The sequence below is a fragment of the Gordonia sp. NPDC058843 genome (genome assembly GCF_042743165.1).
Classification (GTDB): domain Bacteria; phylum Actinomycetota; class Actinomycetes; order Mycobacteriales; family Mycobacteriaceae; genus Gordonia.
In genome coordinates, this window is sequence record NZ_JBHYNC010000017.1 from 50,409 (window position 1) to 64,294 (window position 13,886).

Genomic DNA, 13,886 nt, shown 5'->3' on the forward strand with positions numbered 1-13,886 from the left:
TGCGGCACATGACGAACGCGCCACCGAATCCGGTGGCGCGTTCGTCATATTCGGAGTGGATGTGCGGCTGAGGGTCAGCCCGCAGGTGCGGGAGCGGGGGCCGGCTGCGGCGCCGGCGATGGCTGCGGAGCGGGCGCGCCACCGGCACCCGGGAGCGACTGCGACGGATCGATCTGCCCGCTGGGACTCCCCGGCGGACCGTCGACCTTCGACACGAGCCACTTGCCGTCTTCCTTGCTGAGGTCCAGGCGGAACACCATCAGGCTGGTCCCACCGCTGGGCAGCTTGGCGCTGCGGCCGGTCACCTCCGCCATCACCACCGTCTTCGCGGTGTCGGCATCGGCGCTCTCGACGGCGACCACACTGATCGTCGAGGACACCTCGATGTTCAGCGACTCCACATTCGCCTCGGTGTCGGCACGCTCCTGCTCGAGACGGCTACGCAGCTCCCCGGTCGACAACGGGCCCAGGAGTTCCTTCGAGTTGCCCGCGTTGTCGGCGTTGAGGGTCGTGACGAGCTTGGTGACGAAATCGGCCGAGGCCGTCTTCGAGTCGGCGAACGCGTCGGCCTCCCGCTGGAGGTCGTAGGCGCGCCAGCCCAGGAACGCGACGAGCGCAACCAGCGCGACCGCCACGACGGCGGCCAGGACCTTCTTGATCCCGCCACTCGTGACCGTGAACGAGATCTCCTTACGCCCCGCGGCGCCTGTCGACGATGCGGTCGACGGCTCGTCACCCGCGGCGTCCGAGTCGTCGGCCGCGGTCGGCTTCGTGATGCTCACCGACGAGCCGGCACCGGTGCGGCGGGCGGACTTGCCCCGCGGTGACGCTGCGGCGCCGGCGCGGGTCGAGGCCTGTGCGCTCGTGTCGTCGCCCGCCGCAGGGGTCTCGTCCGTCGCCGTACCGGTCTGATCGGATTCGGGGCCACCGCTCTCGGGTGGGACGGTGTCCGCCTCCTTCTCGCCCCTGGGGTTCACGTCGGTGTCGTTCACGTCGGTGTCGTTGGGTTTCGGGTCGTTCGGTTTCGGGTCAGTCGGGTCAGTCATCTACAGGTCACGCAACTTGTCTGTCGTCGTCGAGTGGCCGTCAATTGTCGAGCGGCCCATCACTTGTCGAGCGGAACGGTACGGGCGTTCGGGTCGTAACCCGGCGGCGGTCCCGCTGTGTCATCGCCCGGCGGGCGCGGCGCGTTGGCCGAGCCACGGATCTGCTGGCGCGGATCCTCGGTCACACAGTACAGATTGGTCGGGATGGACAGCTCGAGGATCTGTGTGGGCCGTCGGGGTGTCACCGGGTAGTTGCAGCTCGGCCGCGGGTAGATGGAGGCGAGCGCCCACCACGCACCGTCGTGGAACATGGTGAGGCTCTTGACACTGGCATCGCGGATGGCGGGGAACAGCGTCGCGAGGGCCGGCGCGCGCAGTGCGCCCTGCTCGGCGATGTCGACGAACTGCTTCGTCACGTCGGTGATCGGATCGGTCAACTGATTGATGGACCCCGCCAGGCTCGTGAACTGCGATGGACCCCGGTCGAGGAGTTCGCGGAGTTCTTTGTCCGACGCGGCGGCCGCGTTGACCAGCGAGCTCAGACCGGCCACGGTCGTACCGAGGTCGGGCTGGATCTGCGCGGTCGTCTTGAAGATGGTTCCCGCGTTCTGGATGAACTTGGTGGTCTCCGGCAGGGCCGTGTACAGCTTCGCGAAGATGGTGCCGCCCGAGTCGAAGATCACCGACAGATCGTTGCTGCCGTCCTCGTCGTAGAGCGCGATCTTCAGATTGTCCACTGCGGAGCGCAGTTTCGCCGGATCGATCTGGTTGATCAGCTCCAGGGAGGACTCGAGCAGTTGCGAGAACGGCACGGTGACTTCGGTCTGGTCGGCCTGGATGACGTCACCGTCCTCCAGGTAGGGACCGTCGGAGGTGTCCGGCTGGAAGTCGACGTACTGCTCCCCCGCCGCCGACAGACCCAGCGCCGCGACCGTGGTGTCGCGGTTGATCTTGTACCGGTCGTCGACCGTGACGACGACCTCGACCGAGTCCGGCTGCACGCGAACCGTGTCCACATCGCCGATGCGAGCACCGCGCAGCGTCACTCCCGAGGTCTCCTGCAGACCGCCGGAGATCGGGAACTCGATCGTGACGGAGTACTTGTCGGCGAACGGCTGCCATCGGAGGACGCCCAACGCGAGGTAGGCGAGGCCGACGACCATGACGAGGACCAGAGCTATGTTGCCCACGAGTACCGAATTCCTGCGTAGGACTCCGAACACGCCGCTCATCCGCAACACCCCCTGGTCCCGGTGATCCGTGCCAGCAGGCGGGTGAGCGTCTGCTGCAGCGCTGCCGAACCCTCGTCGACGTCTTGGATCTCGGGCAATCGGCTCGCGGAGTCGAACCCGACGCCGGGGGTGAGCCAGTAGACCTTCGCCGAGACGGCGGCCGCACTGCCGGACGTGGACTTGACCCACTTCGGCGTGAGCGTGTGCAGGTTGTCGGCGAGCGACCCGAGCGGACCCGCAGCCTGACGAAGCCCGGCCAGAACCGTCGAGAGATGACCGAGCATCTCGACGAGGTTGTCCTGGTCGGTGTCGAGGAAGTCGTTGGTGGCCGCAGTGACCTGCTGGGTCTTGTCCAGCGTCGTCAGGATGGTGGCGATCTGCCCGTTCAGTGACTCGAGCGCCGGCCCCAGCTTGTTGATCGACGCCATGATCTGCGCGCGTCCGTCGGCGAGTTGTCCGGTCAGCACCCGCGTGGTCGCCAGCGATCGGTCGACCGCCGCCGAACTCTGGTTCAGTTTGCGGATGCCGGTCGTCAGGCCACGGATGGCACCGTTCAGATCCGACGGGTTGGTGGCCACCGCGCTGCTCAGTTCGGTGAGGATGACGGTCAACGAGTTCAGCGAACCGCTGTCCACCACACCACTCATGCTGATCAGCAGGTCCTCGACCGTCGCCGCGGCCGACGTCGGACCGGTGAGCGTGTCGCCGTCGACCATCAAACCGTCGCGGGCCTCCAGAGGCGGCAGCAACGCGACGAAGACATCGCCGAGCGGCGTTGCCTGGCGCAGTTCTGCGCCGGTCCCCACCGGGAGCTTGGACTGTTCGCTGACCTCCATCGTCACCAGGGCCGTGTAGTCCTTGGCAACGAGATCGGTGACCTGCCCGACATCGGTTCCGTTGAGCTTGACCTTCGCGCGGGTCGGAAGGTTCAGCGCATTGTCGAACTTGGCCGTCAGCGTGATCGAGTCACCGATGTCACCCGGTGCGGGTAGCGGGATCTGTTCGACCGTGAGGCTCGGGAGCAGTCCGCAGCCGGTGAGTCCCATCAGCGCGGCGAGCAGCAACGCCGTCACCCCGCCCCGACGGAGCCTGGCGCGGGACCGCGTCGGAGACGGCCGCCTGGGGGAAGCCGGACGGTCCAGCGAGTCCATCGTCGCCGTCCTCATTTCGTCAGCTCCAGCATTGCCGAGTAGATGCCGAGATCAGGTCCGAAGTCCTTGAGCTTGCCCGTGCGGCAGCCGTCCTTCTGCAGGTTGATCGCCTCGCAGAACTCGGCGAGCAGTTCGTTGTCGACGAGGGACTTGTCGAGCAGGGCCTGTGCGCGCCACGCTCCCTGCTCGGCCGAGATCGAGTTGCTCAGGTTCTGGAAGAGCAACGGCCCGACGTCGATGGTCTCGACGACCTGCCGTGAGTAGTCGCCCAGGTTCGCGGTCAGCGCGGCGAGCCGGTCGAACGACACCGACATCGTGTTGGTGTTGTTCTGCAGGAAAACGGTCGTGTTCTGCAGGGTCTGGTTGAGGTTGCCCAGCGTCGCGAGGAGACCCGGGGCCTGGTCACCCAGCAGCTCCGACACCTCGTTCACCGACTTCGAGAAGGCCGTCATCTTCGGATAGTTCTGGACGAGCGTGGTGGTGAGTCCCTCGATGGTCTCGATGATGTCGACGAGGGCATCGCTGTTGCCCGCCACCACGTCCGACGCACCGCCGAGTTCGTCGAGTGCGGCCCGGATCTCTTCACCGTTGCCGGTCGCGATGCCAGAGGTGATGTCGATCATCTCGGCAAGCGGGCCGGGACCGGCACCCTCGCCCTTGAGCGCCACGACCAGACCGTCGATGGCGTCGAACAGTTCGCCGACCGACACCGGCGCCTTGGTCTCCTTCAGGACCGAACCGTCCTCGAGCTTCGGTCCGCCGGCGTAGGCGGGTGACAGCTCGACGTGTCGGGTGGTGACGATCGAGGTGTTCACGATCGCTGCCGTTGCGTCGGCCGGCACCGGCACGTCGTTGTCGATCGTCATGGTCACCTTCACCCGGTCGCCCTGCGGCTCCACCGCCGTGACCTGACCGACCGGCATGCCCAGGACGGCCACGTCATTGGTCACGTAGAGACCCGCGACGTTGTCGAAGTAGGCGGTGACCTCGATCGCCTGGCCGACCGCGGCCTTCCAGCTGCCCGGGATCATCGAGCAACCGGAGAGTCCGAGAACTCCGAGCAGCGCGACCCCGATCAGCAGGATGGGGCGCCGGATTCCGTTGGCTCTCATCGTCGTGGTCCCGGTCAGCATCCGTCCACCACCCGAGCGAGACACAGCCAGTTGTCCGGGAAGATTCCCCACGGCAGGTAACCGTTCGCGTATGGCCCGTCGCCGATGACGTTGTTGGTCAGACGGGCGGTGACCGGCAGGATCTCCAGCAACTTGCGGAGATTGTTGCGGTTCTTCTCCAGACCCTGGGTGATCGTGTTGAGGTTTGCCATGATCGGGGCGAACTGGTTGGCGTTCTCTCCGGCGACCGCGCTCGCCTGCTCGGTCAGTTCGGCGATGCCGTCGAGCATCCGGGTCACGAGTTCCTCACGCGCGACGATCTTCTGGGTGAGGTCGCGCCCCTGCCCCACGATCACCGCGAGCTGGGCCTGGTTGTCGTTGACGATGGTGGTGATCGTCTTGGTGTCGGCGATCAACTGATTGATCTGGTCCTTGCGGTTGGTGATCACCTTGGACATCTGTGTCAGCGCCTCGAACGTGGGCTCGGTGATGGCCGGCACCCCGGCGAGCTGTCGGTTCAGGGTCCGGATGCTCTCCGACAGCGTCTTGTCGTCGATGCCGGTCAGGATGGGCGCACCCGCCTCGATGGTGCGTTGCAGATCGTAGGGCACGGCCGTCTTCTCGATGTGACCGTCGGGTGCATCCTCGGGCGAATCACCCAGCGACACATCGACGTACCGCTGGCCGAGCAGGGTCGACATCTTGATCTCCGCCGAACCGTTGGAGGTCACCCGTACGTCGCTGTCGACCTTCATCGTGATGGCCACGTGATCGCCGGCGAGCTGCGTGTCGGTGACCTCACCGACATCGATGCCTGCGACCCGCACCTTGTCCCCCGGACGGAGTCCGCCCGCTTGGGAGAAGTCGCCGGTGAGGGTCTTCTTACCCAGGTGGGCACCCGCGAGAGCGGTCACACCCAGCAGCAGCGCGACGATGACGACGGCGCCGATCAGACCGAACCACACCCGTCGGTTGTCGCGAAAACTCTTGCGGAACCAGCTCATCGGCACACCACCGAGTGATTTGTGCCGCCGATCTTGTTGATGATCCCGGGCGGTAGCAGGACGTCGCCGATCGCGATGTCGAGATCGCATGCATAGATGTTCAAGTAAGCGCCCTCACCGAGCACGAGCGGGAAGTGACCGAGGAAGACCGGGGCGTCGACCGCCATCCGGTCGAGTTTGGCACCGTTGCTGATCAGCGTGTTGGTCGCGATCCGACCGTCCGTCGCGGCGTCGGCGAGACTCTCCCGGCTCTCGCTCAGCACGTCTGCGAAACCGCTTGCGGTACGACCGATGTCGGTCACCGCGCTGCCGAAGGCCGCCGAGTTGGAGTTGAGGTTGGCGATCAGCGCCGACATCGACTCGATGACGGTGCCCAGCTGTCCACCCTGCCGCGACAGGTCACGCATCACCGCGCTCAGGTTGTTGATGATCGCGCCGAGCACGACGTCGCGATTGGCGGTGTCCTCCGCGAGGCGACCGACCTCGGCGACCGTGTAGCTCAGCGACACCGAGTTGCCCTGGAACGCTTCGATCAGACCCTGCGACAGGGCGTTGACCTGCTCGGGCGTGAGCGTCTCGAAGACCGGCTGGAAACCGGCCAGCAGCTTGGTGACGTCGAAGGAATCCTCGGACGGGAGCTCGAGCGTGGAACCCGGGTCGAGCGGCCGACTCTCCCGACCCTCTTCCAGCGTCAGGTTCAGATAGCGCTGGCCGATGAGGTTCTGGTAGCGGATCGCACCGCGGGTGTTGCTGTACACCTGCTGGTCGTTCTGCACCTCGAACGTGACCCGGGCGCGGCCGTTGTCGAGTTCGATCTGGTCCACACGACCCACGCGGACACCGGCCATGCGCACGTCGTCGCCCGTCGAGAGGCCGGACGCGTCACCGAAGAAGGTGGTGTAGCTGTTGGTCGTCCCCGACACCGAGCGTTCCAGCGTCGAGAAGATCACATAGGTGACCAGCAACGCGGCGATGCCGAAGATCGTGAACCCGATCAGCGGTTTGCGGATCGACTCCGATGCCGCGCTCATCGTCCTCCTCCTTGACCGTCGCCGGCCCGGGCCGGGTCGGCGGCACTCCGCACATCGAGTGACTGGACCAGCGGTCCCAGCATGATCGTGTCCGCTGCCGACGGGGTCCGGCGCAACACGGTGCCGAGCGTCTTGTTGTCGGCATCGGTGGTCACGTTGCCCACCGGCTTGTTCCGACGCATCCCGTCCGAGGGGTAGACCGACAGCGGACCCGACATCGTCGGCCCCGTACCGGTCCCCGGTCCCACACAGCCCGGGCCGCGCAGCGTGCCATACGGGCCACCGTCGTACACCGGACAGTTCTGCCGGGTGTAGCGCTGAAAGGCGCCGAAGCTGATCCCGGCGTTGAGCTGCACATGCCCGTTGACGCCGGTGAACACCGTCAACACCCGGGCGGCCAGGTTGTTGAGTGCGATCACGGCCTGGGGAAGCGAATTCGGCTCGAGCACGAGTGCACCCAGCATTCGATTGAGGTCGGTGACGAGGCGCTGACCTCCGTCGCCGTTGCGGGCGAAGAGAAGTTGGGTCTGATCGAGCAAACCCTGACTCGCCGTCAGCACCGCGGTCAGATCGCGCTGCTTCTCCGCGATCGTGATCGCCGGGATCACGCTGCGTCCCAGGGTGTCGAGGAGTTGCGGGGCCGACTGCGAGAGTCCGGTGAGCGCGGCGTCGAAGTTGTCGAACCCGGGAGGTGCGCCCGGCGGGAACTGGGCGTTGATCGAGTCGAAGTAGTTCCGCAGCACGCCGACGAACGACCCGAACACCGATCCGCCGCCCTTCAGCGCGTCGGCGATGACCCCGAGCACCTGCGCCAGTTCTTCCGGCGGCACGGCGTCGAGGATCTGCTTGAGTTCGTTCTGGGCGTCCTGCAGTTTGATGGTCTCGAGCGAGGTGTCGGCCGGGATCACGTCGCCGGCGGCCAGCCGATCGTCACCCACCTCGGTGGGCGGGACCAACTCCACCGAGTTGACGCCGAACAGGTTCGACGGAACCGTGCGCGCGGTCACCGATGCGGGGATGCCCTCGGCCTGCGCCGGCTCGATGTCGATCTCGACGTTCTTGACGAGATTGGCGGCGTCGGCCTGCGAGGAGTCGTCGACGGCGATGGACTTGACCGTCCCGACGATCAGCCCGTTGTACCGGACGTCGGCACCGTTGGAGAGCCCGTCGCCGACGTCGACGAGGTCGGCGGTGACGGCCACGGTCTTGCTGAACGTCCCCTGGTACCGCATGAACAGCAGCACGAAGATGACCAGCAGGACGAGCAGGAAGGCGATGCCGCGCAGCACATACTGCAGCAGTGAGGGATTGCGCCCGTCGGTCGCGATGTTCACGGTGTCCCCCTCATCCTGAGATCTTGATCCCGGGCGAGGTGCCCCAGAACACGAGTGTCATGACCAGGTTCGCGAACACGATGACGATGATCGCGAGTCGGATGGCATGTCCGGCAGCAATTCCCACTCCTTCGGGTCCCCCTGAGGCGAAGTAGCCGTAGTAGCACTGGATGAACGTGGTCAGCAGGACGAAGACGATGACTTTGAGGAACGAGAACAACATGTCCCACGAGACGAGGAACTGGTTGAAGTAGTACAGGTAGGTGCCCTCGCCCTGCCCGCTCTGGACCATGAACATGAACTGGCAGGCGAGGTAGTTCGCGGCGAGTGACACCGAGTACAGCGGGACGATCGCGAGGACCGCCGCGAGCATCCGGGTGGTGACGAGATACGGCAGGGGTCGGATCGCGATCGCCTCGAGCGCGTCGATCTCCTCCGCGATCCGCATCGAACCCAACTGCGCGGTGAACCGGCAGCCGGATTGCGCGGTGAACGCGGTCGCGGCGAGCAGCGGTGCGATCTCGCGGGTCGTCGCGAACGCCGACAGGCCACCGGTCACCGGAGACATGCCGAGGAGGTTGAGAGCGGTGTAGCCCTCGATCCCCACGGTTGCGCCACCCATGATCCCGAGGATCACCATGACGCCGACGGTGCCGCCACCGACCACGATGGCGCCGTTTCCCCACGCCACGTCGGCGAGCAGGCGCCACACCTCTTTGCTGTAGTGCCGGAACGCCAGCGGCACCGCGACGATGGAGCGGACCAGGAAGGTGATGAGGTGACCCATCGCGGCGAGCGCATCGCGCGGACCGCGGTACACCGACTTGGCGGCCTCGAGCGGCCGCAGGGCCGGTGGCACATACCGTGACGCGGTCATCTCACACCACCTTCGACGGGAACAGGATCGCGAACAGCTGCGTGAGGATCACGTTCACCGTGAACAGCAGCAGGACCGAGTTGACGACCGCTGCATTCACCGAGTTGGCGACGCCGGCGGGTCCACCCTTCGTCGAGAGGCCGCGATCGCAGGCGACAATCGCCACGATCGCGCCGAATATGACGGCCTTGGCCAAGGCGAACATGAGGTCCGCGGTGGTCGCGAAAGACGCGAAGGTCCCGGTGTAGCTACCCGGTGTGCCGCCCTGGAAGTAGACGTTGAAGACGTAACCGGTGATGAACCCGACGAAGCAGACGAATCCACAGAGCAGGAAGCTGACCACCATCGTCGCGAGCAGACGAGGCGAGATGAGGCGCTCGATCGGGTTCACGCCCATCACGCGCATCGCGTCGATCTCGTCGCGGATGGTGCGCGAACCGAGATCCGCGGCGATGGCCGACCCGACGGCACCGGCGAGGAGCAGCGAGGTGACCAGCGGGGCACCCTGCCGGATCACGCCGAGACCGGTGGCGGCACCCGAGAACGAGGTGGCGCCGACCTGGCCGGCGATGTTGGACACCTGGATCGACACGATGACGCCGATCGGGATCGCGACCAGGAGCGTCGGGAAGACCGAGGTGCTGGCCATGAACGCGCACTGGCGAACGAACTCGCGGAACGGGAATCGCCGCTTGAACAGGTCGGCAAAGAGTGTTCGGAACACCTCGACGAACATGCCGAGCTGACGTCCGAAGGTGTCGAAGGAGGCGACGACGTGGCCGTCGAACCACGACCGAACCGCCCCTGGTCTCTTCCGACTCACCTCCTCGTCGTCCGAGGTGACTGCGTTAGTGCTCAATCCCTACCCTTGCGTCTCGGCTTACCCGTTCACCGGCCGTCAGGTCGCGATCGCGCGTGTCGTCGTCGACGCGCGTCCTCGTTTCCGCAGAACCTCTCCGCGTGCCCCCCGTGGGCAGAAGCGCCGCGGGTAACATACCCCATTCCCTCGGTCCAAATGTGTCCGGCCTCACACTAGCGCCCGACTGCAGCTGTCCGAGGTCCGACATACCTTGCATGATGTGACGAATCCCCCGACCGCTACCGCTGTTGCCCAGAGCACAATAACTTGGTCGGCCGACCAACGGGAACAAAACCTACCACTTTGTTCCAACGTGGGTCCTTTTCGATCACCACGATCAGTGGGCGAGATCCGCGTGTGGGCACCGAACGCGCAGGTAGTCGAGCTGGTCATCACCACCGAGGCGGGTGCCTCGCCGGACCGGATCGCCATGTCCGCCGCGCCCGGCGGGTGGTGGCAGGCCGACACCGTGCCGGGTGCCGGCGGTGACGAACTCCGCTACGGCTTCTCGATCGACGGCGGACCGCCGCGTCCCGACCCGCGATCCGTCCGCCTGCCCGAGGGCGTGCATCAACTGTCCGCGCTGTTCACCGTCGACGAGGACACCTGGACCGACGCCGGCTGGGCCGGCCGGGACATCCGGGGTGCGGTCGTCTACGAGCTACATCTGGGCACCTTCACATCCGAGGGCACGCTCGACTCGGCGATCGACCGGCTCGACCATCTCGTCGGCCTGGGCGTCGACTTCGTCGAGTTGATGCCGGTCAACGCGTTCAACGGCGTACACAATTGGGGTTACGACGGCGTCGGCTGGTACGCGGTCCAGGAGAGTTACGGCGGGCCCGCCGCGCTGGCCCGATTCGTCGACGCCTGCCACGCCAAGGGGCTCGGCGTCGTCCTCGACGTGGTGTACAACCACCTGGGCCCGTCCGGCAACTACCTACCCGACTTCGGGCCCTATCTCAGCGAGGGGACGACGTCCTGGGGGTCGTCGGTCAATCTGTCCGGTCCCGATTCCGACGAGGTCCGCGCCTTCATCGCCGGCACCGCTCTCCGATGGTTCACCGAGTTCCACGTCGACGCGCTACGCCTCGATGCCGTCCACGCCCTCACCGATCACCGCGCCGTCCACATCCTCGAAGAGCTCGCGGCGGCCACCGACGATCTCGCCGCCGAACTCGGCCGCCCCCTGTCGCTGATCGCCGAGAGCGACCTCAATGATCCGCGCATGATCTCCCCGCGCACCGTCCACGGGCTCGGCCTCACCGCGCAGTGGGACGACGACATCCACCACGCGATCCACACCCTGGTGTCGGGCGAGCGGCAGGGGTACTACGGCGACTTCGGCAGTTACGACTGCCTCGCGAAAGTACTGACCGGCGGCTTCTTCCACGATGGCACCTACTCGTCCTTCCGGAGACGACACCACGGACGGCCGATCCCGACCGACACGGTGCCCGCCTCGGTCCTGCTCGCCTACACCTGCAACCACGACCAGATCGGCAACCGGGCGATCGGCGACCGTCCGAGTGCCTATCTCGACGGCGGACAGCTCGCGATCAAAGCTGCGCTGGTCCTGCTGTCCCCCTTCACCCCCATGCTGTTCATGGGTGAGGAATGGGCTGCCGCAACACCATTCCAGTTCTTCACCTCCCACCCGGAACCGGAACTGGGCCGAGCCACCGCGGACGGTCGCAAGTCCGAGTTCGCCGAACACGGCTGGGACAGCGAGGACGTGCCGGATCCGCAGGACCCGGCGACGTTCGAGCGGTCGAAGCTGGACTGGACCGAACTCGACGAGCCCGACCATGCCCGGATGCTCGACTTCTACCGGACGCTGATCGCGTTGCGGAAAGCCGAAGCGGCACTGCATGACCCGACCTTCGGGTCGGTCTCCGTCGAATTCGACGAGGCGTCGGGATGGTTCGCGATGCATCGCGGCGACTGGTCGGCGGTCTCCGTTCCCGGTGCCGAGCCGGTCACCGTACCCCTCGCGCTCGACGTCGAGGTGGCATGGCATCCCGTCCGATCCGAGCGCACCGGACTCGTCTCGCCGGGGCACAACGTGATCGTCGGACGCCGGGGTTCGACCCACGACGTTCCATAGCCCGGAGCCGCGAGTACCGCGGCTCCGGGCCATGAAATCGGGACGGGGTCAGACGGCGTCGCCGCCGTCGATGCTCCCGAAGTCGCCGACCTCGACGTTGCCCTCGTCGTCGACGGCGGTGTCGAAGGTGCCGTCGCCATCGGTGTCGGCGACCGCGATGTCGGTGTGACCGTCGGCGTCGGTGTCGGCCTCGATCACGTCGATCTCGCCGTCGGCATTCGTGTCGTAGGCGATGGAGTCGGCCTGGCCGTCGCCGTCGGTGTCGAGGATCGCGTCGGTCGTGCCGTCGCCATCGACGTCGGTGAGTGCGGCGTCGACGGCTCCGTCACCGTCGGTGTCGATGAGAACGGCGTCGGCAGGGATCTGAGTGCTCATGGGGAAGTCCTTCCAAGTGGTCAAGCACTGCTGTTGTCGTGCAGTACTTCTGGGCGGTTCATGTACTTGGAGGCGGCGCCGGGCACGAAAGTTCCCGCCGATCCGGGAGTCGTTCGGACAGTGGACCCGACAGGGCCGGGCACGGGTCCCACGCACCCCTGTGTCAGCATCTATTGCAATTGACAATCATTTGCAATAGAAACTCGAGGGTGCTCACCATGCGTTCGAATCGCCTACCCGCGTTGCTGGCCGCCGGCCTGATCGCGCTCACCGCCTGCGGCTCCGGTGGCGGCGACGCCCCGGAGAACATCCAGATGGTCGCGGGGCGTATGGCGTCCGGTGTCGATCCCGTCGACGACCAGAGTTCCAGTTATCTGCGCAGCTACGGTGCCGCCGAAGCCCTCACCAAGATCCAGGCGGACGGCACCGTGGCTCCCGAACTGGCCGAATCGGTGTCGCAGACGGCTCCGAACCAGTGGACCGTCACGGTGCGGACCGACGCACAGTTCTGGAGTGGCGCACCCGCCGACGCCGCCGCCGTCGCCTCCTCGCTCGAGCGCTCACGGACCAACAGCACCCTGGCACAGGGATTGCTCGACGGCGTCGCGATCTCGACACCCGACGACCGGACCATCGTGTTCACCGCAGACGCGCCGTCGCCCTACCTCGACTACGCGCTGGCCCACTACTCGATGGTGATCCACAACGTGCGCGCATACGACGGCGCCGATCCCGCCGATGCAACGGTCGCCGATCTCACCGGCCCGTTCCGGCTGACCGGTTTCGAGACCGAGCGGTCGGTCACCCTGGTACGCAACGACGACTGGTGGGGTGGCGCGGTCTCCGCGCCCGGCGTCGACGTGGAACTGGTGACCGACGAGCAGTCACGCGCCGAGATCGGGCTGGCCGGTCAGGCTGACATCGTGGACATGTTCCCCAGCGGACGGGCCGAGGAGGCGCAGGGCGCGGGCCTCGACGTCGAGTCGGCCGCCGGCGCCACCACCGTCGCCGTCTACCTCAACCAGAACTCGTCGCAGGCACCGGCACTCGCCGACCAGCGAGTGCGTCAGGCTCTGGGTTGGGGAACCGATCGCGAGAAGGTCGTCGCATTGGCCACCGACGGACTGGCCGCGCCGCTGCCGTCATGGCTGGCCTCCAACCCGGCGTATCCGCAGGCCGACGAGAGCGGTTTCGTCTCCTACGATCCCGAGCGTGCCCGTGAGCTGCTGGACCGGGCCGGCTGGACAGTCGGACCGGGCGGTGTGCGCAGCAAGGACGGGCAGCCGCTTCGAATCCGCATGCTGACCTTCGGCACCGAAGCCGCCACCGGCGAAGTCCTGCAGGCGCAGTGGCGTGAACTCGGCGTCGACGTGGCAGTCCGGAACGTCGAATCGAGTCTCGCCACCCAGTCGATCAAGTCCGGGGACTGGGATACGGCCACCCAGGCGTGGACAACGGTCGGCAGCGCCCCCTCGCTCATCGGCAACCAGATCGCACCCGACGGCGCGGCGAACCACGGCGGTTACGACGTGCCGGTGATCCCCGCACTGCTGCGACAGGCATCGACGGCACCGACCCGGGACGCCCGCGATCAGGCGATGCTCGAGGTCAACGAGGTGATGAACACCGTGGTGCCGTCCGTTCCGGTACACACCCGGGTGGCTGCCGTCGGACTCGCCGCCGATGTCGACGGCTTTCAGCCGCATCCCCTCCAATACGAGAATCTCGTGAACTCGAAAATGTCGACGTCCTGATCCG

Annotated in this window: 12 protein-coding genes; 2 read left to right on the forward strand and 10 right to left on the reverse strand. The window is 66.5% G+C overall.

Going from position 1 to position 13,886, the window contains the following annotated elements; all coding sequences use genetic code 11:
- Window positions 1–74: 74 nt before the first annotated feature.
- Genes ACFW3F_RS13510 through ACFW3F_RS13550 form a run of 9 tightly spaced genes read right to left on the reverse strand, consistent with a single transcriptional unit; the run spans window position 75 to window position 9,646 of the window.
- Window positions 75–1,046, reverse strand: coding sequence for a hypothetical protein (locus ACFW3F_RS13510; RefSeq protein WP_388058084.1), 972 nt, complete (start codon window positions 1,044–1,046; stop codon window positions 75–77).
- 59 nt (window positions 1,047–1,105) lie between these two features.
- Window positions 1,106–2,278 carry an MlaD family protein gene (locus ACFW3F_RS13515; RefSeq protein ID WP_388058086.1) on the reverse strand — a complete coding sequence of 391 codons (1,173 nt, stop codon included), beginning with the start codon at window positions 2,276–2,278 and terminating at the stop codon, window positions 1,106–1,108.
- Complete coding sequence (locus ACFW3F_RS13520) at window positions 2,275–3,444, reverse strand: MlaD family protein (protein WP_388058087.1); 1,170 nt, start codon at window positions 3,442–3,444, stop codon at window positions 2,275–2,277. Before ACFW3F_RS13520 ends, ACFW3F_RS13515 begins: the two co-directional genes overlap by 4 nt.
- A complete protein-coding gene (locus tag ACFW3F_RS13525) occupies window positions 3,441–4,541 on the reverse strand; it encodes an MCE family protein (RefSeq protein WP_388058162.1) in 1,101 nt (366 codons plus the stop codon). Before ACFW3F_RS13525 ends, ACFW3F_RS13520 begins: the two co-directional genes overlap by 4 nt.
- A 14-nt stretch (window positions 4,542–4,555) precedes the next feature.
- Complete coding sequence (locus tag ACFW3F_RS13530) at window positions 4,556–5,545, reverse strand: MCE family protein (protein WP_388058090.1); 990 nt, start codon at window positions 5,543–5,545, stop codon at window positions 4,556–4,558.
- Window positions 5,542–6,576, reverse strand: coding sequence for an MCE family protein (locus tag ACFW3F_RS13535; protein ID WP_388058092.1), 1,035 nt, complete (start codon window positions 6,574–6,576; stop codon window positions 5,542–5,544). Before ACFW3F_RS13535 ends, ACFW3F_RS13530 begins: the two co-directional genes overlap by 4 nt.
- The gene (locus ACFW3F_RS13540) at window positions 6,573–7,910 is read right to left on the reverse strand and encodes an MlaD family protein (RefSeq protein WP_388058094.1); all 1,338 of its coding nucleotides are present in this window, start codon (window positions 7,908–7,910) and stop codon (window positions 6,573–6,575) included. Before ACFW3F_RS13540 ends, ACFW3F_RS13535 begins: the two co-directional genes overlap by 4 nt.
- 10 nt (window positions 7,911–7,920) lie before the next feature.
- Complete coding sequence (locus ACFW3F_RS13545) at window positions 7,921–8,787, reverse strand: MlaE family ABC transporter permease (protein ID WP_388058096.1); 867 nt, start codon at window positions 8,785–8,787, stop codon at window positions 7,921–7,923.
- Between the two features lies 1 nt (window position 8,788).
- Complete coding sequence (locus ACFW3F_RS13550; protein ID WP_388058098.1) at window positions 8,789–9,646, reverse strand: MlaE family ABC transporter permease; 858 nt, start codon at window positions 9,644–9,646, stop codon at window positions 8,789–8,791.
- A 355-nt stretch (window positions 9,647–10,001) separates the two neighbouring features.
- Between ACFW3F_RS13550 and treZ the strand changes: the two genes are divergently transcribed.
- Window positions 10,002–11,753 carry a malto-oligosyltrehalose trehalohydrolase gene (treZ, locus tag ACFW3F_RS13555; protein ID WP_388058100.1) on the forward strand — a complete coding sequence of 584 codons (1,752 nt, stop codon included), beginning with the start codon at window positions 10,002–10,004 and terminating at the stop codon, window positions 11,751–11,753.
- 48 nt (window positions 11,754–11,801) lie between these two features.
- Here treZ and ACFW3F_RS13560 read toward each other — a convergent pair whose 3' ends face one another.
- Window positions 11,802–12,128: a hypothetical protein gene (locus ACFW3F_RS13560; protein ID WP_388058102.1), complete on the reverse strand. Its 327-nt coding sequence runs from the start codon at window positions 12,126–12,128 to the stop codon at window positions 11,802–11,804.
- Between the two features lie 218 nt (window positions 12,129–12,346).
- Between ACFW3F_RS13560 and ACFW3F_RS13565 the strand changes: the two genes are divergently transcribed.
- Window positions 12,347–13,882 carry an ABC transporter substrate-binding protein gene (locus tag ACFW3F_RS13565; RefSeq protein ID WP_388058104.1) on the forward strand — a complete coding sequence of 512 codons (1,536 nt, stop codon included), beginning with the start codon at window positions 12,347–12,349 and terminating at the stop codon, window positions 13,880–13,882.
- Window positions 13,883–13,886 lie beyond the last annotated feature (4 nt).

Coding starts and splice junctions, on each gene's coding strand:
- ACFW3F_RS13520 (WP_388058087.1), bottom strand. CDS start 3,444: ATGAGGACGGCGACGATGGACTCGCTGGACCGTCCGGCTTCCCCCAGG.
- ACFW3F_RS13530 (WP_388058090.1), bottom strand. CDS start 5,545: ATGAGCTGGTTCCGCAAGAGTTTTCGCGACAACCGACGGGTGTGGTTC.
- ACFW3F_RS13515 (WP_388058086.1), bottom strand. CDS start 2,278: ATGAGCGGCGTGTTCGGAGTCCTACGCAGGAATTCGGTACTCGTGGGC.
- ACFW3F_RS13535 (WP_388058092.1), bottom strand. CDS start 6,576: ATGAGCGCGGCATCGGAGTCGATCCGCAAACCGCTGATCGGGTTCACG.
- ACFW3F_RS13565 (WP_388058104.1), top strand. CDS start 12,347: ATGCGTTCGAATCGCCTACCCGCGTTGCTGGCCGCCGGCCTGATCGCG.
- ACFW3F_RS13510 (WP_388058084.1), bottom strand. CDS start 1,046: ATGACTGACCCGACTGACCCGAAACCGAACGACCCGAAACCCAACGAC.
- ACFW3F_RS13525 (WP_388058162.1), bottom strand. CDS start 4,541: ATGAGAGCCAACGGAATCCGGCGCCCCATCCTGCTGATCGGGGTCGCG.
- ACFW3F_RS13545 (WP_388058096.1), bottom strand. CDS start 8,787: ATGACCGCGTCACGGTATGTGCCACCGGCCCTGCGGCCGCTCGAGGCC.
- ACFW3F_RS13560 (WP_388058102.1), bottom strand. CDS start 12,128: ATGAGCACTCAGATCCCTGCCGACGCCGTTCTCATCGACACCGACGGT.